We start from the raw sequence: 26,830 nt of genomic DNA, 5'->3' as shown, positions 1-26,830 counted from the left end.
CCCTTGGATGGGGAGGGTCGGGGAGGCGTGAGGAACCCGAGTACCCGAGACGCCCCCCTCCCCTCGCCCCTCCCCACCAGGGGGAGGGGGAGAAGTTGTGAGGCGGCGCCGCGGTGATAGCGACGATCCTCCCTCTCTTACCGGCCTCTCTTACCGGCGTTTCTCCTGACTCCTCTTACCGGACCAGCCGCATGTCTTCGAAATTCGGCCACGCGGGAATCATCTGCCGCGTGAAGGGGACGCTATACCATGCATGGGGCCAGTAGACACAGATCGCCTTGCCGACCAGTTGGCTCCGTTCGAGGTACGGCCCACCCGGGACGCCGATGTCGCGCCCGTTGCCGCCGGCCCACAGCCGGGCGTCGAGGCTCCAGCCGCTGTTGTCCCCCATGACGAAGAGCTGGCCCTCGTCGATCGAGAAATCGGAGTGCCGCCGCTTGGCCAAGGCGCCCCAAAGCTCCGGATTCCCCGGCAGTTCCAGCAGCGACTGCACCCAAGGAACCCCCGACCGGGGCTCGAAAGAAGCGACCGTCAGGTCGGACGTGAATCCGATGTTCGGGTCCTCGTAACTCATTGCGATGTAATAGCCGTCACGCGAAAGCTTCAGGCGCTCAACGGCTACCTTGCCGCCCGCGACGCCGACCCCCGCCGGGGCAAGGTCTCCCTCATCGGCGTCGCTGGTCCGCGGCGTCTCGGCGGGGCCGTAGGCGTCGCTCGCCTCGTCGGCGTACTCGACGCCGTCACCAACAAGAGCCCCGTCCACCCACAAAAGCAGACGGTTATCGACGTTCGCCAGCCGCACCGCGTGCGACCCGGCGCCCTGCACCGCGGTCGTCACCTTGGCGAGTTCCTCTCGCTCGTCCGACTCAAACGGCCGCCGCCACAGCGAGGCCGCGCCGGTCGCAACGTCGAAAGTGACGCCGTAGTGAACGCCCGCCTCGACCAGGTCGAGCGACACCTCGCCCGTCGCCGATTCGACGTTGAGGTCCGCCTCGAGGAGCAGGTCGCCCACCCAGTGCAGGCCGAGCCGCCCTAGGTCGTCGGGCCGGCGCCGCCGCGGCGCGAGGCTCAGCTGCCGCAACTCTTCCACGTGGTCGAGATTGAGCCGCGTGTTGTAGGCCGTGAAGTCGGTGATGAGCTCGGGCTCTGGGGCCACCTCGATCGGTTGCTTGTCGCCCAGCACATTCCGCCAGACGTTCTCGGTCGGCGGCCGGTGATGATAGCGTAGCCAGCGGGTCTCTCCCGCCGGCGCCTCGCCCTGATAGGCGGTCTGGTAGACCGCGGCGCCGCGCGTCGCCTCGGCGGCCCGCTTCTCGACGCTCCAGCCTTCGCTTTCGCTCCAGCCGAGGGGCCAGCCGGCGTCGATCAGTGATCGCGGCTCGTGGAACGAGTCGTGCACAAACTGCTGCATCGCCAACACGGTCTTCGGCGGCTTTCGAGCCACCGAAAAGTCGTCGTCGGACCCGAGCTTCCGCAGGTAGAGGTCCCCCTGGAAAACGCGCAGCTCTTCACCCGGGAGGCCGGTGACGCGCTTGATGTAGTTCGTCTGCGAGTTGCCCGGGTACTTGAAGACCGCGACGTCCCACCGCTCCGGTCCGCTAAACGAGTAAGCGTACTTGCTGACAACGAGGCGGTCGCCGCTGTAGTCGGCGCTCTGATCGACCGTCGTCGCCCAAGCGGGTCGAATCGCGTCGGGGACGTCGTCCTCGAGCAGCATCAGGAAGCGACACTGCGGGCATTCGCCGGCGACGCAGGTCGTCCCTTTGAGTCGCGACTGCGCATCGCGGACCGACATCCGTCCCGACGCCACCTCGCGCTGCAAGACCGGGGCGAGGTCGGTCGCGTCGTCGCTGCTGTTGACCTTGTAACGCACACCGCACTGGTCGCAGAACACGTCCTTGTGACGGCCCATCAGCGTCGGCGCCATCGACCCGGTCGGGATGACGAACGCCTCGGCCTCAAAGGTCCGGATCAAGAACGCTAGCACGAACGCCACCACGAGGGCGTCGACCGTCTCGCGGCCCCCACGGCGGCTGATCTGCGCGGCGGTCGGCCCGTCGGCAGAGAGCTCGGCGGGGGTTTTGACGCGGTCGGCGTCGCGTCGTTTCTTCGTAGCCATACGGCGACCCGAGCTTGGGGGGGACAGATGCGGAGAGGGGCGGTTGGTAACGACTTAGTCTAACGGCTCGCCACGGATCGACGTAGGTCGCCACCCATGCCGGCAGTCCTAGGGGGGGACTGTGCCTTCCGCCACCACGCCGACGATCAGCCGCGTCGGGACGCCCGCCGGGGCGACCCAATTGCGGCTGTCGACCGAAGCAAGCTGGTTGTCCCCGGTGACGAACCATTCATCAGCGCCAAGCCGCCAGGCGGGCGAACCAAACGCCCCGTAGTAGACGCTCCGGGCGGGGGAGCGGTTCCCCGGCTCGACGCGGTGGCCGTTGATCCAGACGCCCCCGGCGCGGAGCGACACCTCTTCGCCCGGCATCCCGACGACCCGTTTGATCAATAAGTCACGGGCGTCGACCGGTGACCGCAAGACGACGACATCCCACCGCTTCGGCGCCCGCCAACGCCGCACCGAGACGCGTTGGCCCGGCTCAAGCGTCGGCGCCATCGAGTCGCCCGCCACAACGATAGGCCGCAGCCATCCGATCGCGACGAACGTCTGCGCGGCCAGGATGATGGCTCCGCACAGGATGGCAAGTCGCAGGGCAGCGAAGAGCCCGCGAATTACGCGAATGGTCGCGAATGAAGAGATCCTATTCGCGACCATTCGTGTTATTCGTGGGCAAAACCGGTTGCTTAGTCACCGTAACCATCGGGATGCGTCGAGTGCCAACCCCACGCCGAGGCGACCGTCTCGTTGATGTCGCGTCGCTTGGCGCGCCAGCCGAGGATCCTCTCGGCGCCGGCCGGGTCGGCGACCAACTCGGGCGGGTCTCCTTCGCGGCGGTCGGCCTCGACGACCTTGAGCGTCTTGCCGGTCGCCTTCTCGCAAGCGGCGATCACCTGGCGGACGCTCGAGCCCACCCCGGTGCCGAGGTTGCAGCGGATCGCCGTCGGCTTGCCCCCCGCCGCTGTCAGCTTTTCAATCGCGGCGAGGTGGGCGTCGGCGAGGTCATCGACGTGGATATAATCGCGGATGCACGACCCGTCGGGCGTCGGATAGTCGGTCCCGAAGACGGAGATGTGCTCCCGCTTGCCGAGCGCCACGTCGAGGATCAGCGGGATCAGATGGGTCTCGGGGTCGTGGTCCTCGCCGATCGATCCGTCGTCCGCCGCGCCCGACGCGTTGAAGTACCGCAGCGCCGCGTAGTTCAAGCCGTAGGCGTGATGGTAGTCAGCCAGCGCGTGCTCAATCACCAGCTTGGTGTAGCCGTAAGGGCTGATCGGCGTTTGCGGATGATCCTCGGGGATCGGCACCTGCCGTGGTTCGCCGTAGGTGGCGCAGGTGCTTGAGAAGACAATCGTCTTCACGCCAACGGCCCGCATCGCGTCGAGCAGCGACAGCGTGCCGACGATGTTGTTCTGGTAGTACTTGGCGGGGTCGGTGACCGACTCGCCGACGTACGCGTAGGCGGCGAAGTGCATCACCGCCTCGATGCCGTTATCGGACAGCGTCTTTTCGACCAGGGCCCGGTCGCCCAGCTCGCCATCGACGAACCGCTCGGGCGGCAGCTTCAAGGCCTCGATGCACGCCCGGTGCCCGTAAACGAGGTTGTCGAACACCCAAACGTCGTGCCCCGCCGCGACGAGCCGCCGGACGGCGTGGGAGCCAACATATCCGGCGCCGCCGGTAACGAGAATCTTCATGGAGTGAGGCAGGAGGCTATAGACTGCGGTCGAGAACCCGCCAATTTAGCCGTCGTCGTCCCCGCCAACAACGTAGCGAGCATGGCCGAAAAGCCGCCGAAACCGCGTTCCGGCCTACGAAATTGCGGACGCAGGGGCCACCGCGGGGTCCGTACCGGCTTCGTTCGCTACGACGTGCCGATCGGCACTTCGCACCCGGCAGATCGCCGCTCCATGGCGGCCAGAGGTCAAGACGAGTGAACGCAGCATGACCCACGAAGCTGTCGCGAAGGCGTCGCGACAGATCCGTCACCAAGCAGCTTCCACGCCTCGGTCGTCGCTATGCGAGGGGGCAAATCGCGTCTCCTCGACCGAAGCCAACCTGGCTCTTCTGAGGATACAGGAGAACGTTACACGACTTGTTTCAAGACAAACCCTTGCTCTAGCGACGCGGTCTGTTTTAGTAGGCCTGGACAGAACGGCAGGAGATTGGTGTCCCACTCATCGCAAGGTCAAATGAACGACCGCTAATGGACCTAGAACCGTCATCCATCAAAGCGCTGCGTACCACTTCGGCGTAAAGCAGATACTCGCAAGAGTGCAATATTTCGCCGTCGCTGTGCGTAGCTGCACTGGTTATCTTCGTGGCAGTCGATTGCGCCCAAGGTGGGGTGCGAATCGATGGTCCTTTTCTAATGCATCGGTTGCGTACTGTTCTTTTCTTCTTCGCTGCGACACGTGACGCCCTCTCGGTAGAAATCCGAGGGTTGTAATTTCGTTGCGCAGTGACTTGGTCTCATGGAGTGTCATCGTATGAGTTATCGAACCAGTCAGATTTGCTTCGGTCTTTTCGCATTTGCAGCGGCAGTCGCCTTGTCTGGACGGACCGAAGCCGCCCTGCTCGCCTACGAAGGCTTCGACTACGCCGAAGGGAGTCTCGCCGGCCAGAACGGCGGCTCCGGATGGGGCGGCGCTTGGTCGGCCGGGTCGGTCGTGCCGGGGAGCCTCAGCTACGGCTCGCTCCCGACAGCCGGAAACTCGGCCTTGATTAGCGGATCGGGCGGATCGATCTCGGCCTACCGCGACTTCGCCGCCGAGTATGGCGCCGGAACCTACTACATCAGCTTTATCGGTCAGCGGCTCTCGCCGCATGGCACTCTAGACGACAATACCGTCCGGGCCAGCAGCTTCCAGATCCACAAGGGGTTCGGCACGAGCGGCGACGAACGACTGAGCGCCGGCAAGGCGACCACCGCCTCGCCCAACCAGCTCTACAATTGGGCGATGTTCTCCGACGGGTCAGGCAACTTCCTCGAAGAGTCGGCCGAACCGATCACCAATCAGGCCTTCGTCCTGATGGAGTTTGTTGTCAACGACGACACCGACGGCGAAGGCCCCGGCGTTTCGACCGACGAGGCCCGGATGTGGATCAACCCAAGCCTCAACGGGCCGCTCGGCGCGCCGGATGTCGAACTGTCGCAAGCGGAAGGGAATAACCACGACTATCTGTTCGGTCGCGTCCGCATCTTCTCAGGCAACACCAGCTCGGCTGGCCAGTACGCCGATTTCGCCATCGACGAAATCCGCCTCGGCACGTCGCTCGCCGATGTTGGCGTGACGGTCCCCGAACCGACCGCCGGCTTGCTGGCGTTGGTCGGTGTTGCACTGGCTGGCCGCGTACGCCGTCGCGCAGCCCGCTAAGGACGAAGCGATCGAAAACCATCGATTCCGCGTCGCTTCTTCCTGGTAGCAGGAAGAGGCGACGCGGTTTTTTTGTTGGGATCGATTCGTAACGATTGCGATCCGAAAAGCCGTTCGGCCGGAGGTTCGCGCTTGCGATTCAAGCGCTGGTCAACTCTTCGCGAGCCGTCGGCGCTAGCCGCGGGCGATCTCCCCCGTCAGGAACCCCAGCACGTCGTGCTCACGCTCACCATGTGAGCTTGAAGCCAAGGGCGTATTCCGAAGCCGTTGTGTCGGGACAGGTGATCCAGAGCGCTTCGTCATCGCGGTTCCATTCAACGACCGCGTCGGAGCCGAGCAACTCGATACGCTTCGGATCGGCGTCGAGCAGGCCGGCGGCGCGTCCCATCAAGGCGGCCCGCAGCTTGGCGCCGGCCGGCGGCACGGTCATGCACCAGACGTAGAGCGACCCGTCTTTGCCTTCGGTGTAACGGAGGTCGTCGGCGGTGAACCGGTACTCCGCTTGCTTCTTGCCGAGCCCGCCCCGTGGGAGCGTCCGATCGCCTTCGCGCGAGGCCTTCCACGCCTTCGATCCGTAGATCCCCTCGCCGTTGATCGTGGTCCAGCGGCCGAGTCCGTCGAGCATGGCCGGCACGCCGGGGTCAAAACCTCCCTCGGGCGTCAACGGGATCGATACCGCGAAGTTACCGTCGCGCGACGCGAACTCGAGCAAGCCGCGGACCACGGTGGCGGCGTCGTAGTAGAAGCCCGGCTCGTAGAACCAGCCGCCGATGGCCAGCTCGCCCATCCACTGGCGGTCGGCCTGCTTGCCGCTGGGGATCCGGCTCTCGGAGGTCGAGGCGAGCCCCGGCTGGGGCTTGCTGAACTTAATAATGGCGAAGGTGTCGATCTCGTCGCGGCGTTCGACCGTGCGGTTGAAGAAGTCCGCCACGACGCGCTGGGCGGCGTCGCACTTGTAGCCCGACCCGCTCTTTTTGCCGCTGAACGGCTGGCTGGAATTACCGTCGGTGTAAATGAAGTCGGGGTCGTACTGATCGACCGCATCCATGATGCGCTCGGCCCACTGCGTGGCGTATTGCCGCGCGTACGGCAGGTGCTTGTTGAAAACGCCCTCGCGGCCATGAGCGATGAGGTGGATCGGCTCGTACTCGGGATAGCCGTCGAGCTTCCGGCCATAGAGTCGGGCCGGGTCGAGGCCGTCCCACCACTTCCCCTTGCCGTCGGCGGCGGTGAGAACGCCATCGTACGGGACCCCGGCGAGCGGTCCCCGTGTGTCGGCGCCAAACGCCGGCTGCCACCACCACCAGGTGTACTCGTGGTGGAACGAGATGCCGTAGCGGATCCCCTCGGCCTTCGCGGCCGCCACCCATTCGCCGACGATGTCTCGCTTTGGGCCGACGTTCACCGAGTTCCACGGCTGGTGCTTCGAATCCCACAGGTCGAAGTTGTCGTGGTGGACCCCCATGATATTGGCGTAGCGGAAGCCGGCCTCGCGGAACCGCTTCATGGTCGCCGCGGCGTCGAACTCGGGCGTCCGCCATTGGTTGAGGACGTCCTTGTAGCCGAACTCGGAGGGGTGACCGAAGTTCTTGAGATGATTGGTGTAGGCCTTCTCTTCTTCGAGGTACATCTTCTTGGCGTACCAATCGTTCGAGCGTCCCGCGGCCTGGGGTCCCCAGTGGATCCAGACGCCGAACTTGGCGTCGCGGAACCAGGCGGGGGCGCCCGGATGCTTTTCGGCGATCGATTCCCACGTCGGCTCAAAGGGGCCGTCCGCGATGGGGAAGTCGAGCCGCTCTTCGGCGAAGTTGTCGGGATCGACTTGAGCCTCGGCGACGCCGCCCATCACGAGAAGCGCAAAGCCGGCCGACACCAACGCACAAAAAGAGTAGGGCACAGGGATCTTCCTCGGAGATAAGAACGGGCCCCGCCGCTCCGCAACGACGGGGCGACCGACGGCCGGCTGGCCCTCATTGTTGTCAGGTTCCCCTACGGAATACCAGAGAGCGGCGACGGGATCGGAGGGGGCGACTGCCGCCCACGCAATCGGCGGGACAGCGGCGCCTTCAATCGACGAGGGGGCGCCCTGCCTAGCCGCCGACATGGTCGTCGCTCAAGCGACTCGGTGACGAAGCCGCCCAATCACCCCGTCGGGGCCGATGCTTGAAACCTCAATAAGAGATCGACCCCGTCACTTCGAACGCCGGTGTTGGGTCCTCGTCGAGTCCCAACGACCGCCGTGCGTCGATCATTGCGGTGGCGATGTCGCTTACGCTGGCGGGCTTTTGTAGGAAGCGAAAAACGTACGGCGACGCCTCGATACGACGCACCGTCGCGACGTCCTGGCACCCGCTCAGAACAATGAAACGCGTATCGGGGTACTTCGGACCGCACCGCTCAAGCAATTTGAAACCATCGTCACCCGGCATCCGGATGTCGGTTACAACCACCCGGAAGGGACTCGCTCCGGCCAGGAGCGTCTCCGCCTCGGTGACGCTGTACGCGGTCGCGACGTAGTAGATGAAGTTGAGCGCCCGGCTGACGGACTTGAGCACCAAGGCGTCGTCGTCGACGAGTAGGATATTAAACATGCTGTTTTGAATTGCGCGAATCGACTAGCTACCGGTCGTGTCACATGGCGTGTCGGTGGCGCGCGGCAAGCGTCGCACGGCCACCAGAAGCTTACGACTAGCGAAGGGGGGGGGCGCCCGGCGTCGGCTTCAATGCGGAGAACCGAATTCTCGGCGCTATTCGAGGTCTACTTAGTCCGACAGATTGTTGGTGAGAGCGCCTCTCTCGGGGGGCCCTCACTGGTCTGTCTGGCGGCGAGCCTTGCGGGCAAATGCAAAGCGCAAGAAATAGCCGACGTAACACCGAGTAACGGATTAGCGGATCCGTAACACGCCCTGCTCAACGACGTCGTCGCTCGGCCGCTCGGTGGGAACGTCGTCCTCCACGGTGAGCAGGACCTCGGCCGTTTCGGTTTCCAGCGGTCCGATGTCGAGAACCGCCACGAGGCGCCCCAAGCTGGCCGGCGCGAGTCGCCCCTTGGCGATCACCGCGCCGTCGGCGTCGAGCACCCATGCCCAATTGGGCTCGGCGTTGGCGGAGATCGGGTTGCGAGTCGCCCACAGGTGCAGCTGCTCGGACAGCGAGTCGTACAACAAGTGCGTCACGACGGCGTTCTGGAACGGGTCGATCGAGAGGCTCACCAACTTGGCGCCGCGAACTCCGAGCTGTCGCTCGCTCTCTTGGACACGCTCTCGCCACGCCTGGGCGACCGCGTCGATCGCCGCCTGCGGCGCCGCCCGGTTGTTGCGGACCGTATTCACAAAGAACGCGATCGCCGACAGACACGCCGCCAAGGCGAGCGCCGTCTGCCAACGCCGCGCTGGCTTCGAGGCGGGCGCGACGGTGGCCGGCCGTTCAATGAATAGCGGCTGGACCTCTTGGGGATGGGCTTCGATCGCGGACAGCACCGCCGCGCGCAACCGGGGCGGCGGCGTCGGCAGCGGCTCGGCGTCGAACAGCATCATTGCCGCTTCCTCCAGCGCGGCTAATTCGTTGGTGCACACATGGCAGCCCTCGGCGAGATGGGTTTCCACAAGGCGTCGTTCCTCGGGCGTTGCGGCGCCCGCGGCGTAGTCGGTTAGGAGAGGCTGGATATCACGGCATGCCATCGCGGTCCCCTCCCAACGTTCGGAGCACGCCGCGAAGGGCGCTCATGGCCGTGCGGATACGGGTCTTGATGGTTCCGAGTGGCTCGTCGAGCCGGTCGGCGATCTCAGCGTGGGTGAGCCCTTCAAAGTAAGCCAGTTCGAGGGGGGTTCGTTGTTTGGTGTCGAGTTGCTCGACCGCGGCACGCACCAGGGCGCTTCGCTCGAGCTGCATCGCTTGTTGATCCGGTCGGGTCGCTTTCTCACGGTCGGCGTGACTCTGGCCGGAATCGGTCGCCGCGGCCTCGGTGTGGTCGGCTCGGGTGGCGCCCGCTCGGAGTCGATCGAGCGCCCGACTCCGCGCTAGCACAATTAGGTACGTCCGTAGCGGGCCGCGGGATGGGTCAAAACGCTGCGGCTGGCCCCATAGCGACAAGAAAACGTCGGAGACAACCGCTTCGGCTTCGGCTTCCCGACGGACGATGCGTAACGCCATCCCGTAAACCCGCGGAACATGACGGTCGTAAAGAGCCGCAAAGGCGTTGCGATCCCCCTCCGCAACCGCCCCTACCAGCGCAGCGTCGTCCGCGTCGGGCGGGCATTCGACGCCGGGATCACCGGGCGAGGAGGAGGAGAGACCAATCGACCGCATCGTGGACGCGCACCCGTGCGGGGGGACTCAGATCGTGGGGAACGTCGGCGAGACGTCGCCGGACGCCGCGGGCCGGAAGCGATAGACCGCGTCGGTCATCCAACGGCGGTGAGGCTCGCTCTCTTGTCGGCTGAGATAGAACCGGTACGCCACCAGCTCGCCCGTTGGGCCGATGAGCGTGACGAGCACCGTGGCGGCGCCTTCTTTCTCCACCGACTCGCCGACCACAAAGCCCTGGTTACTCGTGAGCGGACCGTAGGCCTCCGATTCGACGAGGCCTTCAAACTTACTCAACGGGCCGGTCACGGCTTGGTTCCCCGGCGACGCGAAACTGAACGCTCGCTTCGAGGCGTCCGGCTTCTCATGCCAAGCGGCGAGCGCCGTCATCTGCTCCTGAACAACTTCTGCGGCGGAGAGGTCCCAGTCGCTCGCCAGGCTGCTGTCAGAGACGTGGTCCGTTACCGCAGCCGGACTTGGGGAAGAACTCTTCGCTGAGCTTGTCGCGGGCGCCGAACCGGCGTGGTTTCCAGCGACGTCGCACCCCGAGCCGAGTGACAGCAGGAGACCGAAGGCAACCCCTCCGCCGGACAAGCCGACCCGACGGCGCCAGCGAGTGGAGGGCAAGACCATGGCGAGAAAGTCAAAAAAAAGCGGGAAGCCAAGCTTCTACCGTAGTTCTGCGGACCAATCTGGTCAATCAACCGCCAACGAGGCGATGGTTTAGCCCCACCGGGCAATTATTACAAATTCTTCAATCTGGGGGTCGGGGTCAGCCGTAACTCCCGCGTCCACTCGGCGGTCGTCCTCCGAGTTGCTGCCGAACTTCTTCCTCCGCTTCCCTACGAGAGCTACTGCCATGTCCCTACGACCCCTACTGCTAATCGCCCTGGTGGCGACGTCCCTCCCCACGGCGGCCACCGCCGAAACCGTCTACGGCATCACCGATAACCAGTTCCTGGTGAGCTGGGACTCCGCGACGCCAGGCAATCTCCTCTCGGGTTCGCCGGTCAGCGGATTGCAGAGCAACGAAACGATTCTGGGGATCGACTTCCGCCCCGCAACGGGTGACCTCTACGCCCTCGGCAGCAGCAGCCGTCTCTACACGCTGAGCACGTCGACGGCGGCCGTCTCGCTGGTCGGCGCCGGCCCGTTTGCGCCGCCGATCAACGGATCGAGCTTCGGCTTTGACTTCAATCCCGTGATCGACCGGATCCGGCTTGTCTCGGACGTCAACAAGAACTTCGTCTTGAACCCGAACGACGGCACGGCGACGGTTGTGACCGACGTCTTCTACGGCGCCGGCGACTCGAACAACGGGACCGACCCGAACGTCGTCCACTCGGCCTACACCAACAGCTTCGCTGGGGCGACCTCGACCCAGCTCTACGGCGTCGACGCCGGCCTCGACCTGTTGGTCACCCAAGCCAACTCGGCGGGCACACTCGGCACGGTCGGTCCGCTGGGCACCGATGTCACCAGCACCGGTGGCTTCGACATCTCGAGCGACACCGGGATCGCGTACATGGCGATCGAAGATTCGTCGACGTCGCGGACGACCTTCTGGACCGTCGATTTGGTGACGGGCGCTGGGTCGCCGGTCGGTGAAGTCGGTGGCGGGGCCATCATCACCTCGATCGCCGTCGCCTCAATTCCGGAGCCGACTTCGCTCGCCCTCGCCGGGCTGCTTGGCGTCGGGAGCCTGTCGCTGCGTCGTCGCAGCTAGAGCTTCGCTTCCACCTGAGGTGAGACGACATCGTGATCGACAGCGGGCCCGGCCAAGCAATTGGCCGGGCCCTTTTTTATTGCCGGAGAAGCCCGGCTTACTCGGAGGCGGGCGGCTCTTCCATCTCCGGCTTCGCCACCGTGTGACTCACGAGCCGTAGCTCAACCGGTTGCGCCGTCTGGTTCCAGACACGGCGTTGATCGACGAACAGCCAGCGCTTCTCGCCCCGGGCGAGGCAGCGCACCTCGATGGCGCCCCCCTGCCAGTCGAGGGGAGCCGCGAACGTCACTGTGAAGGTCCGTTCGCCTTCGAGCGTCGATTGCGACGATCGACGCAGCTTGTAGTAGACACCGCTGCGGCCGCCGGTGGTGCCGCTGACAATGACGGCCTGCTTCGGCGGGAGCTCGCTACGCGTCACGGTTTGTGACTGGGCCTTCGACGAGCCGGCCGACAGCGTCGGCGTTAGCGCCACCTCGGGGGCGAGCTTCGCCCCGATCGTGGCCCCAATCGATTTCTCGGCGGCCGTCGTCTCTTTGAATTCGGTCGGCTTCGAAAGTTCGCTGGTCAGTTCCGTGCGAGGGGCGTAGTCGTAAACGGTCAGACCGGCGTCGCCGCCATCGATCTCCACGACGATGTCATCGACCTTGTTCGCCAGGCCATGGAACAGCAGGAGCGACACCGGCGCCTCGACCGCGACAAGCCGCTGGTCGGGGTGCGTCGCCCGGAACGCGTCGCTCGTTACGTCACGGCAAGTAAGCGTCGCCGGGACGTCGAACGACACCTCGGGAGTTCGGGTGTCGAAGCTATCGATCTGGGGCAGTTCGATCGCCCGGGCGGCGCCGGCCGCTTGCAACGACGCCATCACCGTCAAAGAGAGAAGAGTCCGCTTCATCGTATCGCTCCGTCTGCTTCGAGGAGGGTTCCACCCGCCCCTGCTACGCAGACCCCGTCGAGACGGTTTCGGTTCGGCCGCCTGTTTCCTTGAGAACCGCGGCCAGGGGACGCATCAGAAGGTCGTCGAAGCTAGCGGCGATGGCGCCGCGGAAGCCCGTCAGCAAGGGCGGAAAGCCGTCGGGCAACGGATCGAGTCCGACCCGCTTCATCACCTGATTGAGCCGGAGCGTCAGCGACGCGTCGTCGCGGTAGTCCTCGAGGAACCGCACCTCGATATAGCGTCCGATGAAGTAACCGAGCCGGCCCACGTCGCGCCCCGCCAACTGGCCGACGCGTGCTTCAACCCATTCGGCGTCGATGCGGGAGATCGCCGTGTAGTAGCGGTCAAACAGCCCGGGCGTCCGCTTGGCGAGCTCGTCGTCGAGAAGCAATTCCACCAGAATATGGCCCAAGAACCAGGGCCGCAGGCTGGTCGATTCGCCGAGCGACTCACGCAGCGTCTTTGCGAATCCCAGCGACAACGCCCCGAACGCCGGCGAGTCGTGGAACCAGGCGTCGTCCGCGTGGTGCCGGCAGACGCCCCGTGCTAGCGCGGCGAGCCGCGGGTCTTCCGACAGCAAATGCGGTTGGGCGGAGCGCGATCGACACTTGGTCCGCTTGGCGGTGACGCCGAGCCAGTCGGGAACAGCGACGCCGGCCAGCTCGTAGGGGTCCCACGAGCCGCTTTGGACGACCGACCAGGCATGGGCGAGGTAGTTCATACGAGGTCCAACGGTGGCGCCGGCGCCGTTGGGGCAGCGCTGGCAATCTGCGGTGACACCTTGCGGGCTTTTCTTGCCCGCCCCGGCGCAAGTCGCCGGGTACCCCAAAGTCTCGGCCTTTACCCAGTCGAAACAACCCTCAGGGATCGCCAAGGGGGGCGCCGCCCAAACCAGAGGCTCGTCGAATGCTTTCGCTGTTATCTCAACGACTACGCTGCTGCCTGGGCGGCTCGATTCTAACGCTGGCCGTCTTGGCGGGTAGCAGCGCCGACGGGTACACGCCCTGCGCCACCGGCCCAACCTACTCGGCGCCGTACGCCGGCCCGGTGAACTACGCGCAAGCCGCCCCGCCGTTTCAGTGGGGATGGTTCGGGGCCGAAAGGCACTACCCGCAACCGTCGTGGCACCGCGATTACAACGGCGACCTGATGCGATGGTCGACCCACCGGCGGTATTGAGATTGAGCGCGCCAATCGAACGTGGCGCCGCCCGCGGCTAGCGCAGACGCCTCAAACTAGCTGCTCGTGCTTGAGCCGTCGGCGCTAGCCGCGGGTGGCGCCGCGGACCGCCTTCCACCCGCCCAGGCTCCTAACAAGCGCTAGCGCTGGAAGCCGACGTTGAACGTGAAGACCCGTTTGTCGTCGAAGTCGGGTCCCGCCACCGGCCAGGCGAAGTCGAGCGCGATTGGCGCCGGGCCCATCGCCGGGACCGTAATCCGCAGGCCGAGACCGGGCGCGACGCGGTAGTCGCTGAGCGACACCGACTCGGTCACCGTGCCGTGATCGACAAACGCCACGCCGTGGATCATGTCGTCCGCCGTGAGCGGGAACATGTACTCCAGCGTGTTGATGAACATCCAGTCGCCACCGACCTCGTAGCCGTTCCGCAGAGGCGAGGCGCCGCGGAAGTCGAAGCCGCGCATCGTTGAGAAGCCGCCCGCGTACCAACGGTCGTAGACGGGCGTGTCCGACCCGGTGATGCCGAGTCGCGTCTGGAAGGTCAACACGTGCCGCCCGGTATGGTCGGGCCGCTCTTTGAGAAGCATGTAGGTCCGGGCGTCGATTTCAGCTCTTGTGTAGGTGAACGATCCGACCACCTGCTCGACGCTTCCCGAGACGTAGTAGCCCTCGGTCGCCAAGAACGGATTGTCTCGCTTGTCGTTCACCAGCCGGACGCCAAAGCCGTGCAGCGAGTTCTTACCTTCCGCTTCCACATACTCGGGAACGAGAATGTTGTTGTCGGAGTCAAATTTGATGCTCTCCCCACGGTAGGTGAGCATGCCCGACAGGTCGCGATCGGTCCATTGGTAACCGAGCCCGACACGGCCGCCGAGGCGGTTTTCGTCCCAGTCGTCGTAACGACGGTCGTAGTACGACCCGCTCAGGTTGAGGCTGATCGGTGTGTCGAGCAGGTAGGGCTCTTGCCAACTCGCGAGATAGCGCTGCACCTGGGTGCCCGGCGCCGCTTCGAGGCGGAACCGCTGCCCGCCGCCGCGGAACGCGGTGCCGTCGTAAACGTCCTGCATGCTCCGCGGGAAACGGCGCCAGTCGAAGTTTTGCTCGTCGAGCGAGATCTGGCCGACAACGCCCGCGTCCGAGTTCACCGCGACGCCCACCATGAAGCGGCCCGTCTGCGTCTCTTCGAGATTCAGCACAAGGTCGGCAAACGGGTCGTTCGGCGGCGGCACCGGCGTCGGCGCGTAAACTTGCGACGGGAAGATCCGCGTGTTGACCGGATTCATCGACTGGTACGAATCGGCGGCTACCGAGCCGTACACCGGGCTGGTTGGCTGGCCGTAAGTCGGCGGCGCGATCGGCGCGCTCTGGTAGTTCTGCGGCGGCTGATCCGCGGGGGGGTAACTCGCGGCGGGCGGGTAAGCCGGCTGCGGGGGATAGCCGGGCGTCGCCGGATAGCTCTGCGCGTACTGCGCCGGGGCGACACTGTTGGGAGTTTCGACCACGCCCATGGGTTGGACCGGCGCGCCGTACGCGTTCACCGGCGCTACGCTCGGGTCCGTCGCGCCGACCGCCGTGCCGCCGTACCCACCGGTGTAGGCGTTGTAGTGGGCGTCCGCGGCGGTCGAACCGTTGTAGATCGCGCCGGCGGGTGGACCGGGATCGGCAAAGATCGTCCCGCTGCGGGCGAGCGCCTCTTCGGCCGTCCCGGCGTTCGACTGCTGCACCTGGTAGACCGACCCATTCGCCGGTTGTCCTGCGGAAGGGTAGCCGTAGCTAGGACTCTGACCACGGAAGACGCCCGGCTCGGCGGCGACAGGCTCCTTGGCGACGGCGTGCGTCGTCCGCGGCGCCCAGCCGTCGGCGGCGACGGGCTGCAATTGCTGCACTTGGTAGACCGACGGCAGCGGCGGCTTGTACGAGGTCCACGGGGTCGGGCCGGACGGGGCTTGGCTCTGCCCGCGGAAAACCCCCTCGCGGTCCTTCTCCTCCGCCTTCTCTTCGTTAGCCAGCTGCTGCTTGGTTTCTTCCGAGGGCTCGTAGGTGATGTTCGGCACGGTCCCTTGCGCCGGGCTGCGGTTCCAGATGCCCGAGGCGCCGAGTCGGCGTTCGGCGTCACGGATCTTGCGGATGTCGATCCAGTCGCCCGGCGCCATGCCCAGCGGGTTGAGCGCCACCGGCAGCCGGGTGTGGGGGTCTTCGCCTTTGATGTTCACGAGGATCTGGCCAACCCGCCAACGCTTGCCTTCTTCGACGTTGTAGACCAGATCGATCTTGCCCGGCTCTTCGAGGAAGAGCATCTCGGCCCGCACGTCGGCAAAGATATAACCGCGGCTGCCGTAGAGATCGCGAAGCCACGCCACGTCGGCTTGCTGGATCAAACGCTCGAAGGATTTCCCATCGCTCAGCTTCAAGCCGGCGCGGACGCTCGACTCCTCGAAGATCGTCACGCCGTTCAGCGTCACGTTGCGGATCGCGTAGCGGGGACCCTCGTTGATGGCGAAGCGAACCGTCGCCCAAGTCCCTTCGTCGTTCAGCTCGACCGTGCGGCCGACATCGGCGCGGAAGAACCCGTACGAGCGGTAGTAGTCGGTAAGCTTCTGGACGTCCGAGTCGAGGGCGTCGCGTTTCAGTTTGCCACCGATCAACCAAGCGAAGCCGGGCTTCGTGTCGATCTTGTTCTTCAGCTGGCCTTCCGACGCAAACTCGTTGCCAACAAACTCAACCGCCCAGATCTTCTCGAGGGCGCCCTCGTTGATGCTGTAGACGACGCCTTGGTCCTCGGGCTTGCTCCCCTCGACGACCTCGACGTGGACGCGATTGAAGCCGTTATCTTGGTAGAGGGCGGCGATCTTGCGTTTGCCTTCTTCGACCGCGTAGGGATCGACGGCGCCGCCGACCGCCAGCCCCGTCGCCTCGGCAAGCTTCTTCTCCTTGACCGATTCGTTGCCGAGGTACTCGACGTACCGCAGCGTCCGACGCTCGACGACCTCGAGCACAATGACGCGTCCCGCCTCGGTCGATTTGTGCAGCGGGCGAACCGTCACGAAGTAGGGGAGCGAAGCCAGCTTCTTGATGTCGGCCGCCAGCGCGCGGGGGTCGAAGGGCCGCCCGACGCGGGTCTGCATCTGGCCCGTGATTCTCGCGGCGGGGACGGTGCGGTTGCCCCGCACTTGGATGTCGGCGACGAGCTCGTCGGTGGCGAATTCGCTCAACCCCGAGGTCGCACGACGTTGTTTGTTCTCGCTCGGCATCGGCGGCCGAGCGGCGGGGGACGAACCGAAACCGTCGCCGTAACCCTGGCCACAGACCGGCGCCGCAGCGATCCACGCGGAAAAGAGGCCTCCTCCAACCGCGATCGCCCAACGCAGAGCAGCCGATCGCCCCGCTCGATGGCGTGACGAAGACGGCCGGACCGACAGGAATGGTTTGGCTTGCGGCATCGCGGGCGTGCAGGGGTCGATGAGCGGCGTTCCACGGCGTTCGGGCGGCGGACGCGGGGTCCGCCGACCCCCCGACGCAGCGGAGGGCCGCGTAGAACTAGAGAATGCCTCTCACGGGAACAAGACCGAAGGGGACCGACCAACCCGCTTTTCACCGTGGCGGCGTGCTAGCACGCGGGGCATCCGCCATGCTCCAAGGTCTTGTCGATCTGGAAATCAGTGAGCCGTCGGCGCTAGCCGCGGGTGGCGTCACAGCCGGGTTCAACCGCGGCTAGCGCCGACGGCTCACTTTGAAGCGCCTGGGGCGATGGGGCCTCAGCGTCCCGAGTCGAGGATCCGCTGCACCACGGTTGACGATCTTTCCCCCGGAAAGTCGCCAATTCTCGTGCGACCAGTTCGTAACGCAGAACGCTAGCAAAGTAGGCCCGGCCCCTTTTCCAGCAGGGGGCCTCACCCCTCCTCGCCGCCCCATCCGCCAGAGAACTCGTCGTACTGCTGGGGGGCGCGGTTGGTGAAACGCGTGTAGTCGTGCAGCCAGGTCAGCTTCACGTCGCCCACCGGGCCGTTGCGCTGCTTGCGGATGAGCAGGTCGGCTTCCCCGCGGTGTAGCTCGCGTTCTTCCTCGTTCGAGGCGTAGTACTCTTCGCGGTGGATGAACATCACGACGTCGGCGTCCTGCTCGATGGCGCCCGATTCGCGGAGGTTCGACAGCTGCGGTTTGTTGTCGCGCGACGACTCGGTCTGGCGGTTGAGCTGCGCGAGGCAGAGCACCGGCACGTTCAGCTCGCGCGAGAGGCCCTTCAGCCGGCGGGCGATCTTCGCGACCTGCTCCTGCCGGGGGTCGCGTGAGTTGTCGGGGTCGATCAGCTGCAGGTAATCGATCGCGATCAGGCCGAGCCCGTCGCGGCGCTTGAGCCGCCGGGCGGCGGCGGAGATTTCGGTCATCGTCCGGCTCGGCGAGTCGTCGATGTAGAGCGGGGCCGTGCTGATCTCCGCGGCGGTGCGGATCAGCTTCTGCCGGTCCTCGATCGAGATCTGGCCGTTGCGGAGCTTGTGGCCGTTCACCATCGCGCGTGAACAGAGCAGGCGGTCCGCCAGCTCGAGCGCCGACATTTCGAGGCTCACGAAGAGCGTCGGCTGCTGGCAGTCGATCGCGACGTGCTCGACCATGTTCATCGCGAGCGCCGTTTTGCCCATCGACGGGCGGGCGGCGAGGATAATCAATTCCGAGCCGTGGAAGCCGCCGGTCATCTCGTCGAAATCGTCGTACCCGGTCTCGAGCCCGCTCGACGCGTGGTCTTGCTTCATCCGGGCGTCGATCCGTTCGAGCGCCTGGTGCAACACGTCGCGGATCGAATGGACCTGGCCCTGCCCCTTCGACTCGAGGATGCCGAAGACGCGTTCTTCGGCTTGGCTGAGGAGCTGCCGCGGCTCGATCGTTGGGTCGTAGGCGTCGCGGAGCGTGTCGGTCGAGGCTTCGATCAGGCTGCGGAGCGTCGCCTTCTCGCGCACGATCCGGGCGTAATGCTCGGCGTGGGCCGCGGTGGCGACGGTGTCGCTCAGCTCGGCGAGGTACGAGTTGCCGCCGATCGCCTCGAACTCGCCCGCGTCACGCAGCCGCTGGATGAGCAGCATCACGTCGATGGCGACGCCGTCGTCGTGCATCGCGACGAGGTGGCCGTAGATGCGGCGGTTGCCGTCGTCGAGGAAGTCGTCCGGTCGCAGGATCAGCGCGACCTCGTCGGCGACCGACGGCAGCAAGAGAACACTGCAAATAACCGCCTTCTCGGCCTCGATGCTCTGCGGGAGTTGGCGATCAAGGATCGACGGCGGCGTGGGCTGCGAACCACCGCGGCCGCGGTGCGGGGAGTCCTTCCGGTCGCGAGATTCGCCGATCGACATGTTCACTCCTTCGAACGGGGGCGGCGTTAGTTGTGGCGGAGCGGGGCGAGGGTACGCTCCGGGCGCTGACGCTTGCGGCTCTCTGCCCAAGGGTCGTTCACCAAACGCGGGCCGGGAGCCGCAAGCGTCAGCGTCCAGAGGCATCAACGAGCGAGGCAGCCGTCCGTCGCCGGGCGGCTGCCTCGTGTGCGTAAATGCTAGCGGTCGTTGGACTTACTCGTCGCCAACAGCCGGGACGACCCACACCTTGAGCTCGCCCTCGACCTCGCTCGAGAAGCGGATCTTGACGGTGTAGAGACCCAGCTCCTTGAGGACGCCTTCGAGCTTGATCTGCTCGGCGGCCATGGTGACGCCTTGCTTCTTGAGGGCGGCGACGATCTCGGTGGCGCCGACGCTGCCGTAGAGGTGGCCCTCTTCGGTCGCCTTGGCCTCGATCGTGACGCTCTGCTTGGCGATCTCGGTGGCTTGCTTGCGGAGCTCGGCTTGGCGCTCACGCTCGATCTCGGCCAGCTTCGCCTTGTGCTTCTCGACCATCCGCTTGTGGTGGTCGTTGGCGATCGTGGCCAGGCCCTCGGGGACGAGGTAGTTCAAGGCGTAGCCCGCCTTGACCTCGATCACGTCGCCTTGCTTGCCCAGGTGCTCGACCGACTGGATCAAGAGCAGCTCGACGCCGCCGTTCTCACCGCGCGGCAAGCGCTTGGTGCGGACCGGGGTACGCTTGAGTTTCTTTTGCTTGGTAGTGGCCATGGCTGCGTATTGGGCAGTGGGCAGTAAGCAGTGGGCAAGCAAGCCGCGAACAGAAACTGCTCACTGCCGACTGCCAACCGCCGACTCAAAATGGAATGTCGTCTTCGGGAGGGGCCGAGGGCGCCGACGAGTAGCTGTCGCCGTAGTCCTGGTCCTGATCGTAACTTTCTTGCTGTCTAGCGGGGGCTCGCGACGCGCCGCCACGAGGGCCGCCGCCACCACCACCGCCGCCTTCGCCGCGGCCGCCGAGCATCTGCATCTTGTCGGCGACGACGCGGAGTTTGGAACGCTTCTGGCCGTCCTTTTCCCACGTGTCGAGCTTCAACCGACCCTCGATGAGAACCGACGAGCCCTTCGTCAGGTACTGGTTGGCGACCTCCGCGGTGCGGCCCCAGAGGGTCACATCGACGAAGGTTGTCTCATCGACCCACTGGTCCCCTTTCTTGACCCGGTCGTTCACGGCGAGGCCGATCTCGGACACAGCGGTCCCGCTCGGGATGTAACGGAGTTCGATGTCGCGCGTCAGGTTACCGACGAGGACGACGCGGTTGTAGCTGGCCATTGCGGTTCGCCACGGGGCTAAAGTCGTGGAGCGTTAAACGTCGGAGCGGGGCCTTCACAGCAGGAGCCGTTGGGCTCACTCGGCGGCGGTCGCCTCGGCGGGAGCGGGCGCGGATTCGGCGGTAGCGGCGCCTTCTCCCTCGCCTTCGCCCTCGTGGATCGGGGCCGCGGTCGCGTGCTCGAGGATCGGCTCAACCAGACGCGGGTGGATCTTGAGGACCATGTGGCGGAGCACGCCGCTCTTGAGCTCGCAAGCGCGGTTGAGGCCCGTGATCTTGTCGCCATCCTGGCGGAAGTAGATCAGCCAGTAGGCGCCCTTGCGCTGTCCCTTGACGGCGTAAGCGAGCCGACGCTCTTCCCAGAGGCGGCTGACGACGACCTCGCCCCCTTCGGAGGTGATCATCTCTTCCACCGCCTTGGGCAGCGCGTCGTGGTCCCGAGCGAACTTGTTCGCGTCGAAGATGAACAGGCCTTCGTAAACGTTTTGTGCCAAGGGATCGCCCTCGTTGTCGGCGCGTTGGCGCCGCAGGATAGGTTCGTGGATCGCTTCGTAATATCGCGTGCGGCAGCGGGCCCTTAGGACCCGGCGCCGTTGAACTTGTTCATCGCTTCGGTGACGCCCGCTTCCGCCCAACAGGCGACCGCGGCCGCCGCGTCGGCAATCGCCACCTCCACCAGCTCGCGCTCTTTCGAGGCGAATCGCCCGAGGACGAAGTCCGCCGCGTTGCGTCCGCTCGGGACCGGGCCGACCCCGATCCGCAAACGCTGGTAGTCCTCGGTCGCTAGCTGCTGGGCCACGTCCTTCAGCCCATTCTGACCGCCCGAGGAGCCCTTCGCCCGGATCCGCAGCCGCCCCACATCGAGGGCGAAATCATCGCAGATAACGAGCAAATCCTCTAGCGGCGTCTTGTAGAACTGCACCACCTGGCGAACCGCCTGGCCACTGCGGTTCATAAACGTCTGGGGCCAAACGAGGAGCGTTCGCTCGCCGTTGACCATCGCTTCGGTGACGTAGCTGTCGAACTTCGACTTTGGCGTCTCGGCGGAAAACTGCTCCGCCAGGAGCCGCAGGGTGTCGAAGCCGACGTTGTGCCGCGTCGCCTCGTACTGCTTGCCTGGGTTGCCAAGGCCAACGACGATTTTCATCGATTGGCTCCCAACAGCCCTCGGACTTCCGGCCCTCCCGCGGGGGAGGTCGTCTCGCGGCTACTCGCCGTCTTTTTCTTCCTCGCCACCCTTGGCGATCACCTCGGGAGACTCCGAAGCGGCCGCAGGGCCATCGAGCGCCGGCGCCCCGGCGGGCGGGACACAGTGCACCAGCACGGTGTCCGCGTCGGTCAGCAGCTTGGCGCCCTCGGGCAAGTCGGTGATCTGGCTGGCCGACATGCTGTCGCCCAGGTGGAGATTCGTGATATCGAGGTGCAGCACCTCGGGAATGCTGGCCGGGGGGGCCTCGATCTCGATGTGATCGACCACCATCGTGACGACGCCACCTTCGACGGCGCCGACGGCCTCACCCTTGGTCTCAAGCGGTACGGTCACGTGGACGCGCTCGCCGGCGTCGACCCGCAACAGGTCCACGTGGAGCAATTCGCGGTGGAAGGTGTCCCACTGCAGCGCCTGAATGATCGCCTGACCCGAGGCGTCGCCCGACAGGTTGACGACCTTCGCCTTGTGGGCGAGCGACTTGCGGAGCTCCGTCGACTGCAGCGACAGGCTCACCGCGGCTTCCTTGTGGCCGTACAGCACGGCGGGGACCAGCCCCTCGGCACGCAGACGCATCGAGGCCCGCGAGCCGATCTTTTCACGCCGCTGGGCGGCGAGGGTATCTGACATCAAAAATCTCCTCAAACGGCGGACCCACGCAACACTCCGAAGGACGGAGGGGAGGGCGTGGCTCGGCCCGGACGGGAATGGCTTGGTCTCGCCAGAGGAACCAACCGCCCACTGGGACTGCCGGACCGGCGAGAATCGCGGATTATGGCAGATTCCGCCCAGGGATCAAGGGCCGCTTTCCTCAGGTTTCCGTCCGAGGCAGCCAATTGGCTGACGCCTGAGCCGGGGGCGCAAGCCCTCGGAGTCGAAGCGGATCGCCGGCGTCTCTCCGAGGGCTCGCGCCCCCGGCTCAGGCGATTTGCGGGCTTTGAGCGTCCTGGGCGTTTTTGGCTGCTGCACTGGCGTGATTATCTAAACAGCTTGCTGACCGACTCGTTGCGGTGGATCCGCTTGATCGCCTCGCCGAGCGTGGGGCCGACATCGAGCACGTGGGTCTGCGGCAGCCGTTGGGCCTCGGTCAGGGGGATCGAATTGGTGCAGACGAGGCTCGCTAGGTTCGCCTCCTCGAGTCGCTCCATCGCGGGACCGCAGAGGACGGCGTGCGTCACCCCGACGTGGATCGCCTTGACGCCGTGCTCGTGAAGCACCTTGGCGGCGCCGGCGATCGATCCCGCTGTGCTGATCATGTCGTCGAACATCAGGGCCGTGCGCCCCTCGACCGGCCCGCCGAGGATATTCGCCTGCACGGTCGTCGTCGGCCCGGTGCGACGCTTGTCGATGATCGCGACGGGCGCCCCGCCGTCGCGGTTGGCGCCAAGCCGCTTGGCGTGCCCCAATGCGCGCTTGATGCTCCCCTCGTCGGGGCTAACGATGACGATGTCGCCGACATCTTCGAGGGCTTCGAGGAAGTGCTCGGTCAGCACCGGCGCCGCGTAGAGGTGGTCCACCGGCACGTCGAAGAAACCCTGGATCTGGGCCGCATGCAGGTCCATCGTCAGCACTCGATTTGCGCCCGCACGCGCGATCATGTTGGCGACGAGCTTCGCCGTGATCGGCACGCGGCCCTCGTCCTTGCGGTCCTGCCGGGCGTAGCCGAAGTAGGGGATCACCGCGGTGATCCGCTCGGCGCTAGCGCGGACGCACGCGTCGATCATCACGAGAAGCTCGATGAGGTTCTCGTTGACCGGCGGGCACGTCGGCTGGATTAGAAAGACATCGCGGCCGCGGACGTCCTCGTCGATCTTGCAGCTGATCTCGCCGTCCGGGAATCGTCCCAACGAAATATGCCCCAGCGGCACCCCCAGATAGTCGGCGATTGACTGGCTGAGACGCGGATTGGCGCCGCCGCTGAAAAGCTTGAGGTCGTGCATCGTCGTGGGGGGTGAGTCCTGAGTGGTGAGTCTTGAGGGCGGGTGGCCGGGCCCTGTTCCTCAGGCCTGCCGCCTCAAGCCTCCTACCTTTTCATCTTCTTCATTTCCGCTTCCACGACCGCCAAATCCGCCAGCGTGTTGACGCTCAGCGCCTCGCACGGCTTGAGGGCCGCCAGGGCGCGAACATCTTTCCCATCCGCCAGCAGCAGGCCGGGGCAGTCGGTGACGTAGTACTCGCCCTGCGCGTTGTCGGTCGTTAGCGATTCGAGCGAAGCCAGCAGATCGACGGCGTCGAACACGTAGGTGCTCATGTTCACCTCGGTGACCGCCAACTGCTCTGGCGTGCAGTCCTTGTGCTCAACGATGCCGACGAACCGCCCCGCGGCGTCGCGGACGATCCGCCCCAGCCCGGTCGGGTCTTCGCGGTGCGCCGTGCCCAGCAGGCAGGCCGGGTGGGTCTGTGTGAAATCGGCGAGCAGGGCCTCGACGCTCGACGCCTGCAGCATCGGCGAGTCGCCGGTGACGATGACGACCGGGCCGGAGTGTCCCGCAATGGCTTCGCGGCACATCATCACGGCGTGGCCGGTGCCGAGTTGCTCGGCTTGGAGCGCGAACTCGACGCCAGGCTCGCTAGCGAGTTCTTGTCGCACCAGGTCCGCCTGATAGCCGACCACGACCACGATTTTCTCGACGCCCGCGGCGCGGAGCCCCTCGACGACGTACCGGATCATCGGCCGGCCAGCGACCGGCACGAGCACCTTCGGCAGGTCGGATTGCATCCGCGTCCCTTTGCCGGCGGCGAGGACGATCGCCATCGGGGCGGCGGGCGGAAGGTCGGGCATTTTCTAGGGATAACGAAAGGGGGGACGCGTCTCGGAAGCCGGGGCGTCGGGCGAACCGAGGCGGGCCAACGATGAATCATCGCCGAATCGGCGGTCGGGTTCCAGGAGCGCCGGCGTCACGGGCGGGGGCGCCTTGCCTGGACCGCGAGCGCCAACCCGCGTAAATTGCGGGATTCGCGGGCCGGGCCTCCCTTGGCTCTTTGGCGCCTTAGTCCCCCGATCCCGTCGGCCCGATCCCGGCGGCCCTATCCTGTCGGATTGCCCCGCCGCTCCCGAGACGCTCCACCCCTGTCCCGATCACGTGCAAGAACCGATCCCCAAAAAAGCGATCCAGAAAGCCGACGTCCTCATCGAGGCGATGGGCTGGATCCGCCGGTTCCGTGATAGCGTGACCGTCATCAAGCTCGGCGGGAGCCTGCTCGACGACGAGGAAGCGCTCCGGCACCTGCTGATCGATATCGTCTTTATGGAGACCGTCGGCATGCGGCCGGTGGTCGTCCACGGCGGCGGCAAGGCGGTCAACCAAGCGATGGCCGCCGCGGGACTCGAACCCCGTTGGGTCCAGGGACGCCGCTACACCGACGACGCCACGCTCGGCATCGTCGAGAAGGTCCTCGGCGGCGAACTCAACGAGCTGATCGCCAACAAGATCGAGTCGTACGGCGGCCGGGCGATGCCGCTCAACACGACCGGCGAATCGAACAACAACGTCCTCTACGGCGAGCCAATCACGCTGGAAGGCGAGAACGGCGAGCGGCTCGACTTGGGCCACGTCGGGCACGTCACCCGGGTCGATCGCGACGCGATCGAGAACCTCTGCTTCGCCGGCCAGGTGCCCGTGATCCCTTGCTTGTGCGAGACCGACGAGGTGGTCGACGGCAAACGGCAGCTCTTGAACGTCAACGCCGACACCGCCGCCATGGCGGTCGCCGAGGCGCTCGGCGCCGAGAAGCTGGTCTTCCTCAGCGACGTCAACGGCGTGCTCCGCGACAAGGACGACCCTTCCAGCCGGATCGGCACGCTCACGCCGTCGCTCTCCAAAGAACTAGTCGGCGCCGGCGTCATCTCGGGCGGGATGATCCCGAAGGTCGAGGCCTGCCTCCAGACGCTCGCCAACGGCGTCGGCAAGGTCCACATCGTTGATGGCAAGCTCCGCCACTCGCTGCTGCTCGAGATTTACACCAACCAGGGCGTCGGCACGCAAATTGTCAACGAACCCGCGGCTTGATCGCCATGTCTATCGGGCTCACCGCGGAGGTCGCGGAGAGCGCGGAGGCCTGCTGCTACCCGTGCCAAACATCGTCTTCTTACCTCCGCGCCTTCCGCATTCTCCGCGGTGAATCCTATGTCAGCGACTGCCGAATCGACGATGTCACCCGCCACGGCGGACCTCTACAAGGACTACGTCGTCCCCAACTACGGCCGGTACCCGGTCTGCTTGGTGCGTGGCGAGGGCTCGTGGGTCTGGGACGACCGGGGAAACAAGTACCTCGATTACTTCCCGGGCTGGGGCTGCAACCTGTTGGGGCATTGTCCGCCGGCCGTTGTCGAGGCGGTGCAGCAGCAAGTCGCCACGCTGATCCACGTCCCCAACAGCTGGCACACCGAGGCCCAAGGCCTGTGGGCCAAGATGCTCAGCGAGCGTTCCTTCGGCGGCAAGGCGTTCTTCTGCAACTCGGGGACCGAGGCGAACGAGGCCGCTATCAAACTCGTACGGCTCCACACGCCCGAGGACCGCTACAAGATCATCACCTTCACCGGCGGCTTCCACGGCAGGACGCTCGGCGCCACCAGCGCCACCGCCCAGCCGAAGTACCACCAGGGCCTCGGCCCCCTCGTCCCGGGCTTCAGCTACGCCCCGTTCGGCGACCTCGACGCCGTCCGTGAATTGATCGACGACGAGACGGCCGGCATCATGGTCGAGCCGATCCAAGGCGAAGGGGGCGTCCGCCTCGCGCCGGAGGGCTTCCTCCAAGGGCTCCGAGAGATCGCCGACGAGCACGGCCTGCTGCTGGTCTTCGACGAGGTCCAGGCGGGCTGCGGCCGGACCGGCGACTGGTTCGCGTACCAGACGATGGGCGTGACGCCCGACGTGATCACGCTCGCCAAGAGCCTCTGCGGCGGCGTTGCGGGTGGAGCGATGCTGACCACCGCCGAAATCGCCCCCAGCCTGCGTCCCGGCATGCACGCGGCCACCTTCGGCGGCAACCCCTTAGCCGCCCGCGCCGGTATCGCCACGATCGAAACGATCGAGCGCGAAGGCCTCCTCGAGCGGGCCAAGCAGATCGGCAAGCGGTTCGAGCAGCGCCTCGCGCCGCTCGTCGACGAGTTGCCCCACGTCAAGGAGTTCCGCCATTGTGGCGTGATGATCGGCATCGAGCTCTTGGTCGAGGGCGCCCCGGTCGTCGCCGAGTGCATGAAGCGCGGCCTGCTGATCAACTGCACGCAGGGGACGGTGATCCGCCTCCTCCCGGCGATGAATCTCAGCGACGCCGAGTGCGACGAGGGTTGCGAAATCCTCATCGAGGTCCTCCGCAACCTGGCAAGCTAAG

The 26,830-nt window shown here is 65.8% G+C and carries 24 protein-coding genes; 5 read left to right on the top strand and 19 right to left on the bottom strand.

Annotated elements, in window-relative coordinates:
- Positions 1-175 precede the first annotated feature (175 nt).
- The 3 genes from Pla108_RS17165 to galE form a co-directional block, all read right to left on the bottom strand.
- Positions 176-2,119, bottom strand: coding sequence for a S26 family signal peptidase (locus tag Pla108_RS17165; protein ID WP_146446193.1), 1,944 nt, complete (start codon positions 2,117-2,119; stop codon positions 176-178).
- Positions 2,120-2,227: 108 nt separating this feature from the next.
- Complete coding sequence (lepB, locus tag Pla108_RS17160; protein WP_146446192.1) at positions 2,228-2,776, bottom strand: signal peptidase I; 549 nt, start codon at positions 2,774-2,776, stop codon at positions 2,228-2,230.
- A 29-nt stretch (positions 2,777-2,805) separates the two neighbouring features.
- Positions 2,806-3,816: a UDP-glucose 4-epimerase GalE gene (gene galE, locus Pla108_RS17155; protein WP_146446191.1), complete on the bottom strand. Its 1,011-nt coding sequence runs from the start codon at positions 3,814-3,816 to the stop codon at positions 2,806-2,808.
- A gap of 852 nt (positions 3,817-4,668) precedes the next feature.
- Here galE and Pla108_RS17150 point away from each other — a divergent pair.
- Complete coding sequence (locus Pla108_RS17150) at positions 4,669-5,496, top strand: hypothetical protein (RefSeq protein ID WP_146446190.1); 828 nt, start codon at positions 4,669-4,671, stop codon at positions 5,494-5,496.
- A gap of 226 nt (positions 5,497-5,722) precedes the next feature.
- Here the strand turns inward: Pla108_RS17150 and Pla108_RS17145 are convergent, their stop codons facing one another.
- The 5 genes from Pla108_RS17145 to Pla108_RS17125 form a co-directional block, all read right to left on the bottom strand.
- Complete coding sequence (locus tag Pla108_RS17145; RefSeq protein WP_197526656.1) at positions 5,723-7,393, bottom strand: alpha-L-fucosidase; 1,671 nt, start codon at positions 7,391-7,393, stop codon at positions 5,723-5,725.
- A 274-nt stretch (positions 7,394-7,667) separates the two neighbouring features.
- Entirely contained in the window at positions 7,668-8,087 is a 420-nt protein-coding gene (locus tag Pla108_RS17140) for a response regulator (protein WP_146446188.1), read from the bottom strand.
- Positions 8,088-8,381: 294 nt separating this feature from the next.
- Positions 8,382-9,176 carry a zf-HC2 domain-containing protein gene (locus Pla108_RS17135; RefSeq protein ID WP_146446187.1) on the bottom strand — a complete coding sequence of 265 codons (795 nt, stop codon included), beginning with the start codon at positions 9,174-9,176 and terminating at the stop codon, positions 8,382-8,384.
- Positions 9,163-9,804, bottom strand: coding sequence for a sigma-70 family RNA polymerase sigma factor (locus Pla108_RS17130; protein ID WP_146446186.1), 642 nt, complete (start codon positions 9,802-9,804; stop codon positions 9,163-9,165). The genes Pla108_RS17135 and Pla108_RS17130 overlap by 14 nt, the downstream gene beginning before the upstream one ends.
- Before the next feature lie 27 nt (positions 9,805-9,831).
- On the bottom strand, positions 9,832-10,434 hold the full coding sequence (locus tag Pla108_RS17125) for a DUF4864 domain-containing protein (RefSeq protein ID WP_146446185.1): 603 nt from the start codon (positions 10,432-10,434) through the stop codon (positions 9,832-9,834).
- A 226-nt stretch (positions 10,435-10,660) separates the two neighbouring features.
- Between Pla108_RS17125 and Pla108_RS17120 the strand changes: the two genes are divergently transcribed.
- Positions 10,661-11,527, top strand: a complete 867-nt coding sequence (locus Pla108_RS17120) for a DUF4394 domain-containing protein (protein WP_146446284.1) — start codon at positions 10,661-10,663, stop codon at positions 11,525-11,527.
- Positions 11,528-11,624: 97 nt separating this feature from the next.
- On the opposite strand, the gene Pla108_RS17115 is transcribed toward Pla108_RS17120, so the two are convergent.
- Together Pla108_RS17115 and Pla108_RS17110 are read right to left on the bottom strand one after the other, a co-directional pair.
- Positions 11,625-12,419 (bottom strand): hypothetical protein, encoded by a 795-nt coding sequence (locus tag Pla108_RS17115; protein WP_146446184.1) that lies wholly within the window; start codon positions 12,417-12,419, stop codon positions 11,625-11,627.
- A 43-nt stretch (positions 12,420-12,462) separates the two neighbouring features.
- Positions 12,463-13,182 carry a hypothetical protein gene (locus Pla108_RS17110; protein ID WP_197526655.1) on the bottom strand — a complete coding sequence of 240 codons (720 nt, stop codon included), beginning with the start codon at positions 13,180-13,182 and terminating at the stop codon, positions 12,463-12,465.
- A gap of 185 nt (positions 13,183-13,367) precedes the next feature.
- Here Pla108_RS17110 and Pla108_RS17105 point away from each other — a divergent pair, with 185 nt between their 5' ends.
- Positions 13,368-13,640 (top strand): hypothetical protein, encoded by a 273-nt coding sequence (locus Pla108_RS17105; RefSeq protein ID WP_146446183.1) that lies wholly within the window; start codon positions 13,368-13,370, stop codon positions 13,638-13,640.
- A gap of 140 nt (positions 13,641-13,780) precedes the next feature.
- On the opposite strand, the gene Pla108_RS17100 is transcribed toward Pla108_RS17105, so the two are convergent.
- The 9 genes from Pla108_RS17100 to Pla108_RS17060 form a co-directional block, all read right to left on the bottom strand.
- On the bottom strand, positions 13,781-16,852 hold the full coding sequence (locus Pla108_RS17100; protein ID WP_197526654.1) for a BamA/TamA family outer membrane protein: 3,072 nt from the start codon (positions 16,850-16,852) through the stop codon (positions 13,781-13,783).
- A gap of 678 nt (positions 16,853-17,530) precedes the next feature.
- Positions 17,531-18,982 carry a replicative DNA helicase gene (dnaB, locus tag Pla108_RS17095; RefSeq protein ID WP_146446181.1) on the bottom strand — a complete coding sequence of 484 codons (1,452 nt, stop codon included), beginning with the start codon at positions 18,980-18,982 and terminating at the stop codon, positions 17,531-17,533.
- A gap of 213 nt (positions 18,983-19,195) precedes the next feature.
- Positions 19,196-19,729 (bottom strand): 50S ribosomal protein L9, encoded by a 534-nt coding sequence (rplI, locus tag Pla108_RS17090; RefSeq protein ID WP_146446180.1) that lies wholly within the window; start codon positions 19,727-19,729, stop codon positions 19,196-19,198.
- Between the two features lie 85 nt (positions 19,730-19,814).
- The gene (gene ssb / locus Pla108_RS17085) at positions 19,815-20,291 is read right to left on the bottom strand and encodes a single-stranded DNA-binding protein (protein WP_146446179.1); all 477 of its coding nucleotides are present in this window, start codon (positions 20,289-20,291) and stop codon (positions 19,815-19,817) included.
- 75 nt (positions 20,292-20,366) lie between these two features.
- Complete coding sequence (gene rpsF, locus Pla108_RS17080) at positions 20,367-20,783, bottom strand: 30S ribosomal protein S6 (protein ID WP_197526653.1); 417 nt, start codon at positions 20,781-20,783, stop codon at positions 20,367-20,369.
- 83 nt (positions 20,784-20,866) lie between these two features.
- Positions 20,867-21,436, bottom strand: a complete 570-nt coding sequence (gene pth / locus Pla108_RS17075) for an aminoacyl-tRNA hydrolase (RefSeq protein WP_146446177.1) — start codon at positions 21,434-21,436, stop codon at positions 20,867-20,869.
- Between the two features lie 60 nt (positions 21,437-21,496).
- Complete coding sequence (locus tag Pla108_RS17070; protein ID WP_146446176.1) at positions 21,497-22,126, bottom strand: 50S ribosomal protein L25; 630 nt, start codon at positions 22,124-22,126, stop codon at positions 21,497-21,499.
- A gap of 347 nt (positions 22,127-22,473) precedes the next feature.
- Entirely contained in the window at positions 22,474-23,436 is a 963-nt protein-coding gene (locus Pla108_RS17065; protein WP_146446175.1) for a ribose-phosphate diphosphokinase, read from the bottom strand.
- Between the two features lie 83 nt (positions 23,437-23,519).
- Entirely contained in the window at positions 23,520-24,278 is a 759-nt protein-coding gene (locus Pla108_RS17060; RefSeq protein WP_231934544.1) for a sugar phosphate nucleotidyltransferase, read from the bottom strand.
- A 358-nt stretch (positions 24,279-24,636) separates the two neighbouring features.
- On the opposite strand from Pla108_RS17060, the gene argB reads away from it, so the two are divergent.
- Positions 24,637-25,506 carry an acetylglutamate kinase gene (argB, locus tag Pla108_RS17055; protein WP_146446282.1) on the top strand — a complete coding sequence of 290 codons (870 nt, stop codon included), beginning with the start codon at positions 24,637-24,639 and terminating at the stop codon, positions 25,504-25,506.
- Between the two features lie 117 nt (positions 25,507-25,623).
- On the top strand, positions 25,624-26,829 hold the full coding sequence (locus Pla108_RS17050) for an aspartate aminotransferase family protein (protein ID WP_197526652.1): 1,206 nt from the start codon (positions 25,624-25,626) through the stop codon (positions 26,827-26,829).
- The last annotated feature ends 1 nt before the right edge of the window (position 26,830 follow it).

It is taken from the genome of Botrimarina colliarenosi (assembly GCF_007859955.1).
Classification (GTDB): Bacteria; Planctomycetota; Planctomycetia; order Pirellulales; family Lacipirellulaceae; genus Botrimarina; species Botrimarina colliarenosi.
This window is presented reverse-complemented; position numbering and strand designations above follow the sequence as displayed.

Bases quoted from the DNA above. Each gene is read 5' to 3' on its own strand.
- Pla108_RS17105 (WP_146446183.1), top strand. From the start codon at position 13,368: ATGCTTTCGCTGTTATCTCAACGACTACGCTGCTGCCTGGGCGGCTCG.
- Pla108_RS17060 (WP_231934544.1), bottom strand. From the start codon at position 24,278: ATGCCCGACCTTCCGCCCGCCGCCCCGATGGCGATCGTCCTCGCCGCC.
- pth (WP_146446177.1), bottom strand. From the start codon at position 21,436: ATGAAAATCGTCGTTGGCCTTGGCAACCCAGGCAAGCAGTACGAGGCG.
- Pla108_RS17070 (WP_146446176.1), bottom strand. From the start codon at position 22,126: ATGTCAGATACCCTCGCCGCCCAGCGGCGTGAAAAGATCGGCTCGCGG.
- Pla108_RS17050 (WP_197526652.1), top strand. From the start codon at position 25,624: ATGTCAGCGACTGCCGAATCGACGATGTCACCCGCCACGGCGGACCTC.
- Pla108_RS17120 (WP_146446284.1), top strand. From the start codon at position 10,661: ATGTCCCTACGACCCCTACTGCTAATCGCCCTGGTGGCGACGTCCCTC.
- ssb (WP_146446179.1), bottom strand. From the start codon at position 20,291: ATGGCCAGCTACAACCGCGTCGTCCTCGTCGGTAACCTGACGCGCGAC.
- dnaB (WP_146446181.1), bottom strand. From the start codon at position 18,982: ATGTCGATCGGCGAATCTCGCGACCGGAAGGACTCCCCGCACCGCGGC.
- lepB (WP_146446192.1), bottom strand. From the start codon at position 2,776: ATGGTCGCGAATAGGATCTCTTCATTCGCGACCATTCGCGTAATTCGC.
- Pla108_RS17140 (WP_146446188.1), bottom strand. From the start codon at position 8,087: ATGTTTAATATCCTACTCGTCGACGACGACGCCTTGGTGCTCAAGTCC.
- galE (WP_146446191.1), bottom strand. From the start codon at position 3,816: ATGAAGATTCTCGTTACCGGCGGCGCCGGATATGTTGGCTCCCACGCC.
- Pla108_RS17110 (WP_197526655.1), bottom strand. From the start codon at position 13,182: ATGAACTACCTCGCCCATGCCTGGTCGGTCGTCCAAAGCGGCTCGTGG.
- Pla108_RS17065 (WP_146446175.1), bottom strand. From the start codon at position 23,436: ATGCACGACCTCAAGCTTTTCAGCGGCGGCGCCAATCCGCGTCTCAGC.
- argB (WP_146446282.1), top strand. From the start codon at position 24,637: ATGGGCTGGATCCGCCGGTTCCGTGATAGCGTGACCGTCATCAAGCTC.
- Pla108_RS17135 (WP_146446187.1), bottom strand. From the start codon at position 9,176: ATGGCATGCCGTGATATCCAGCCTCTCCTAACCGACTACGCCGCGGGC.
- Pla108_RS17130 (WP_146446186.1), bottom strand. From the start codon at position 9,804: ATGCGGTCGATTGGTCTCTCCTCCTCCTCGCCCGGTGATCCCGGCGTC.
- Pla108_RS17115 (WP_146446184.1), bottom strand. From the start codon at position 12,419: ATGAAGCGGACTCTTCTCTCTTTGACGGTGATGGCGTCGTTGCAAGCG.
- Pla108_RS17165 (WP_146446193.1), bottom strand. From the start codon at position 2,119: ATGGCTACGAAGAAACGACGCGACGCCGACCGCGTCAAAACCCCCGCC.
- rplI (WP_146446180.1), bottom strand. From the start codon at position 19,729: ATGGCCACTACCAAGCAAAAGAAACTCAAGCGTACCCCGGTCCGCACC.
- Pla108_RS17125 (WP_146446185.1), bottom strand. From the start codon at position 10,434: ATGGTCTTGCCCTCCACTCGCTGGCGCCGTCGGGTCGGCTTGTCCGGC.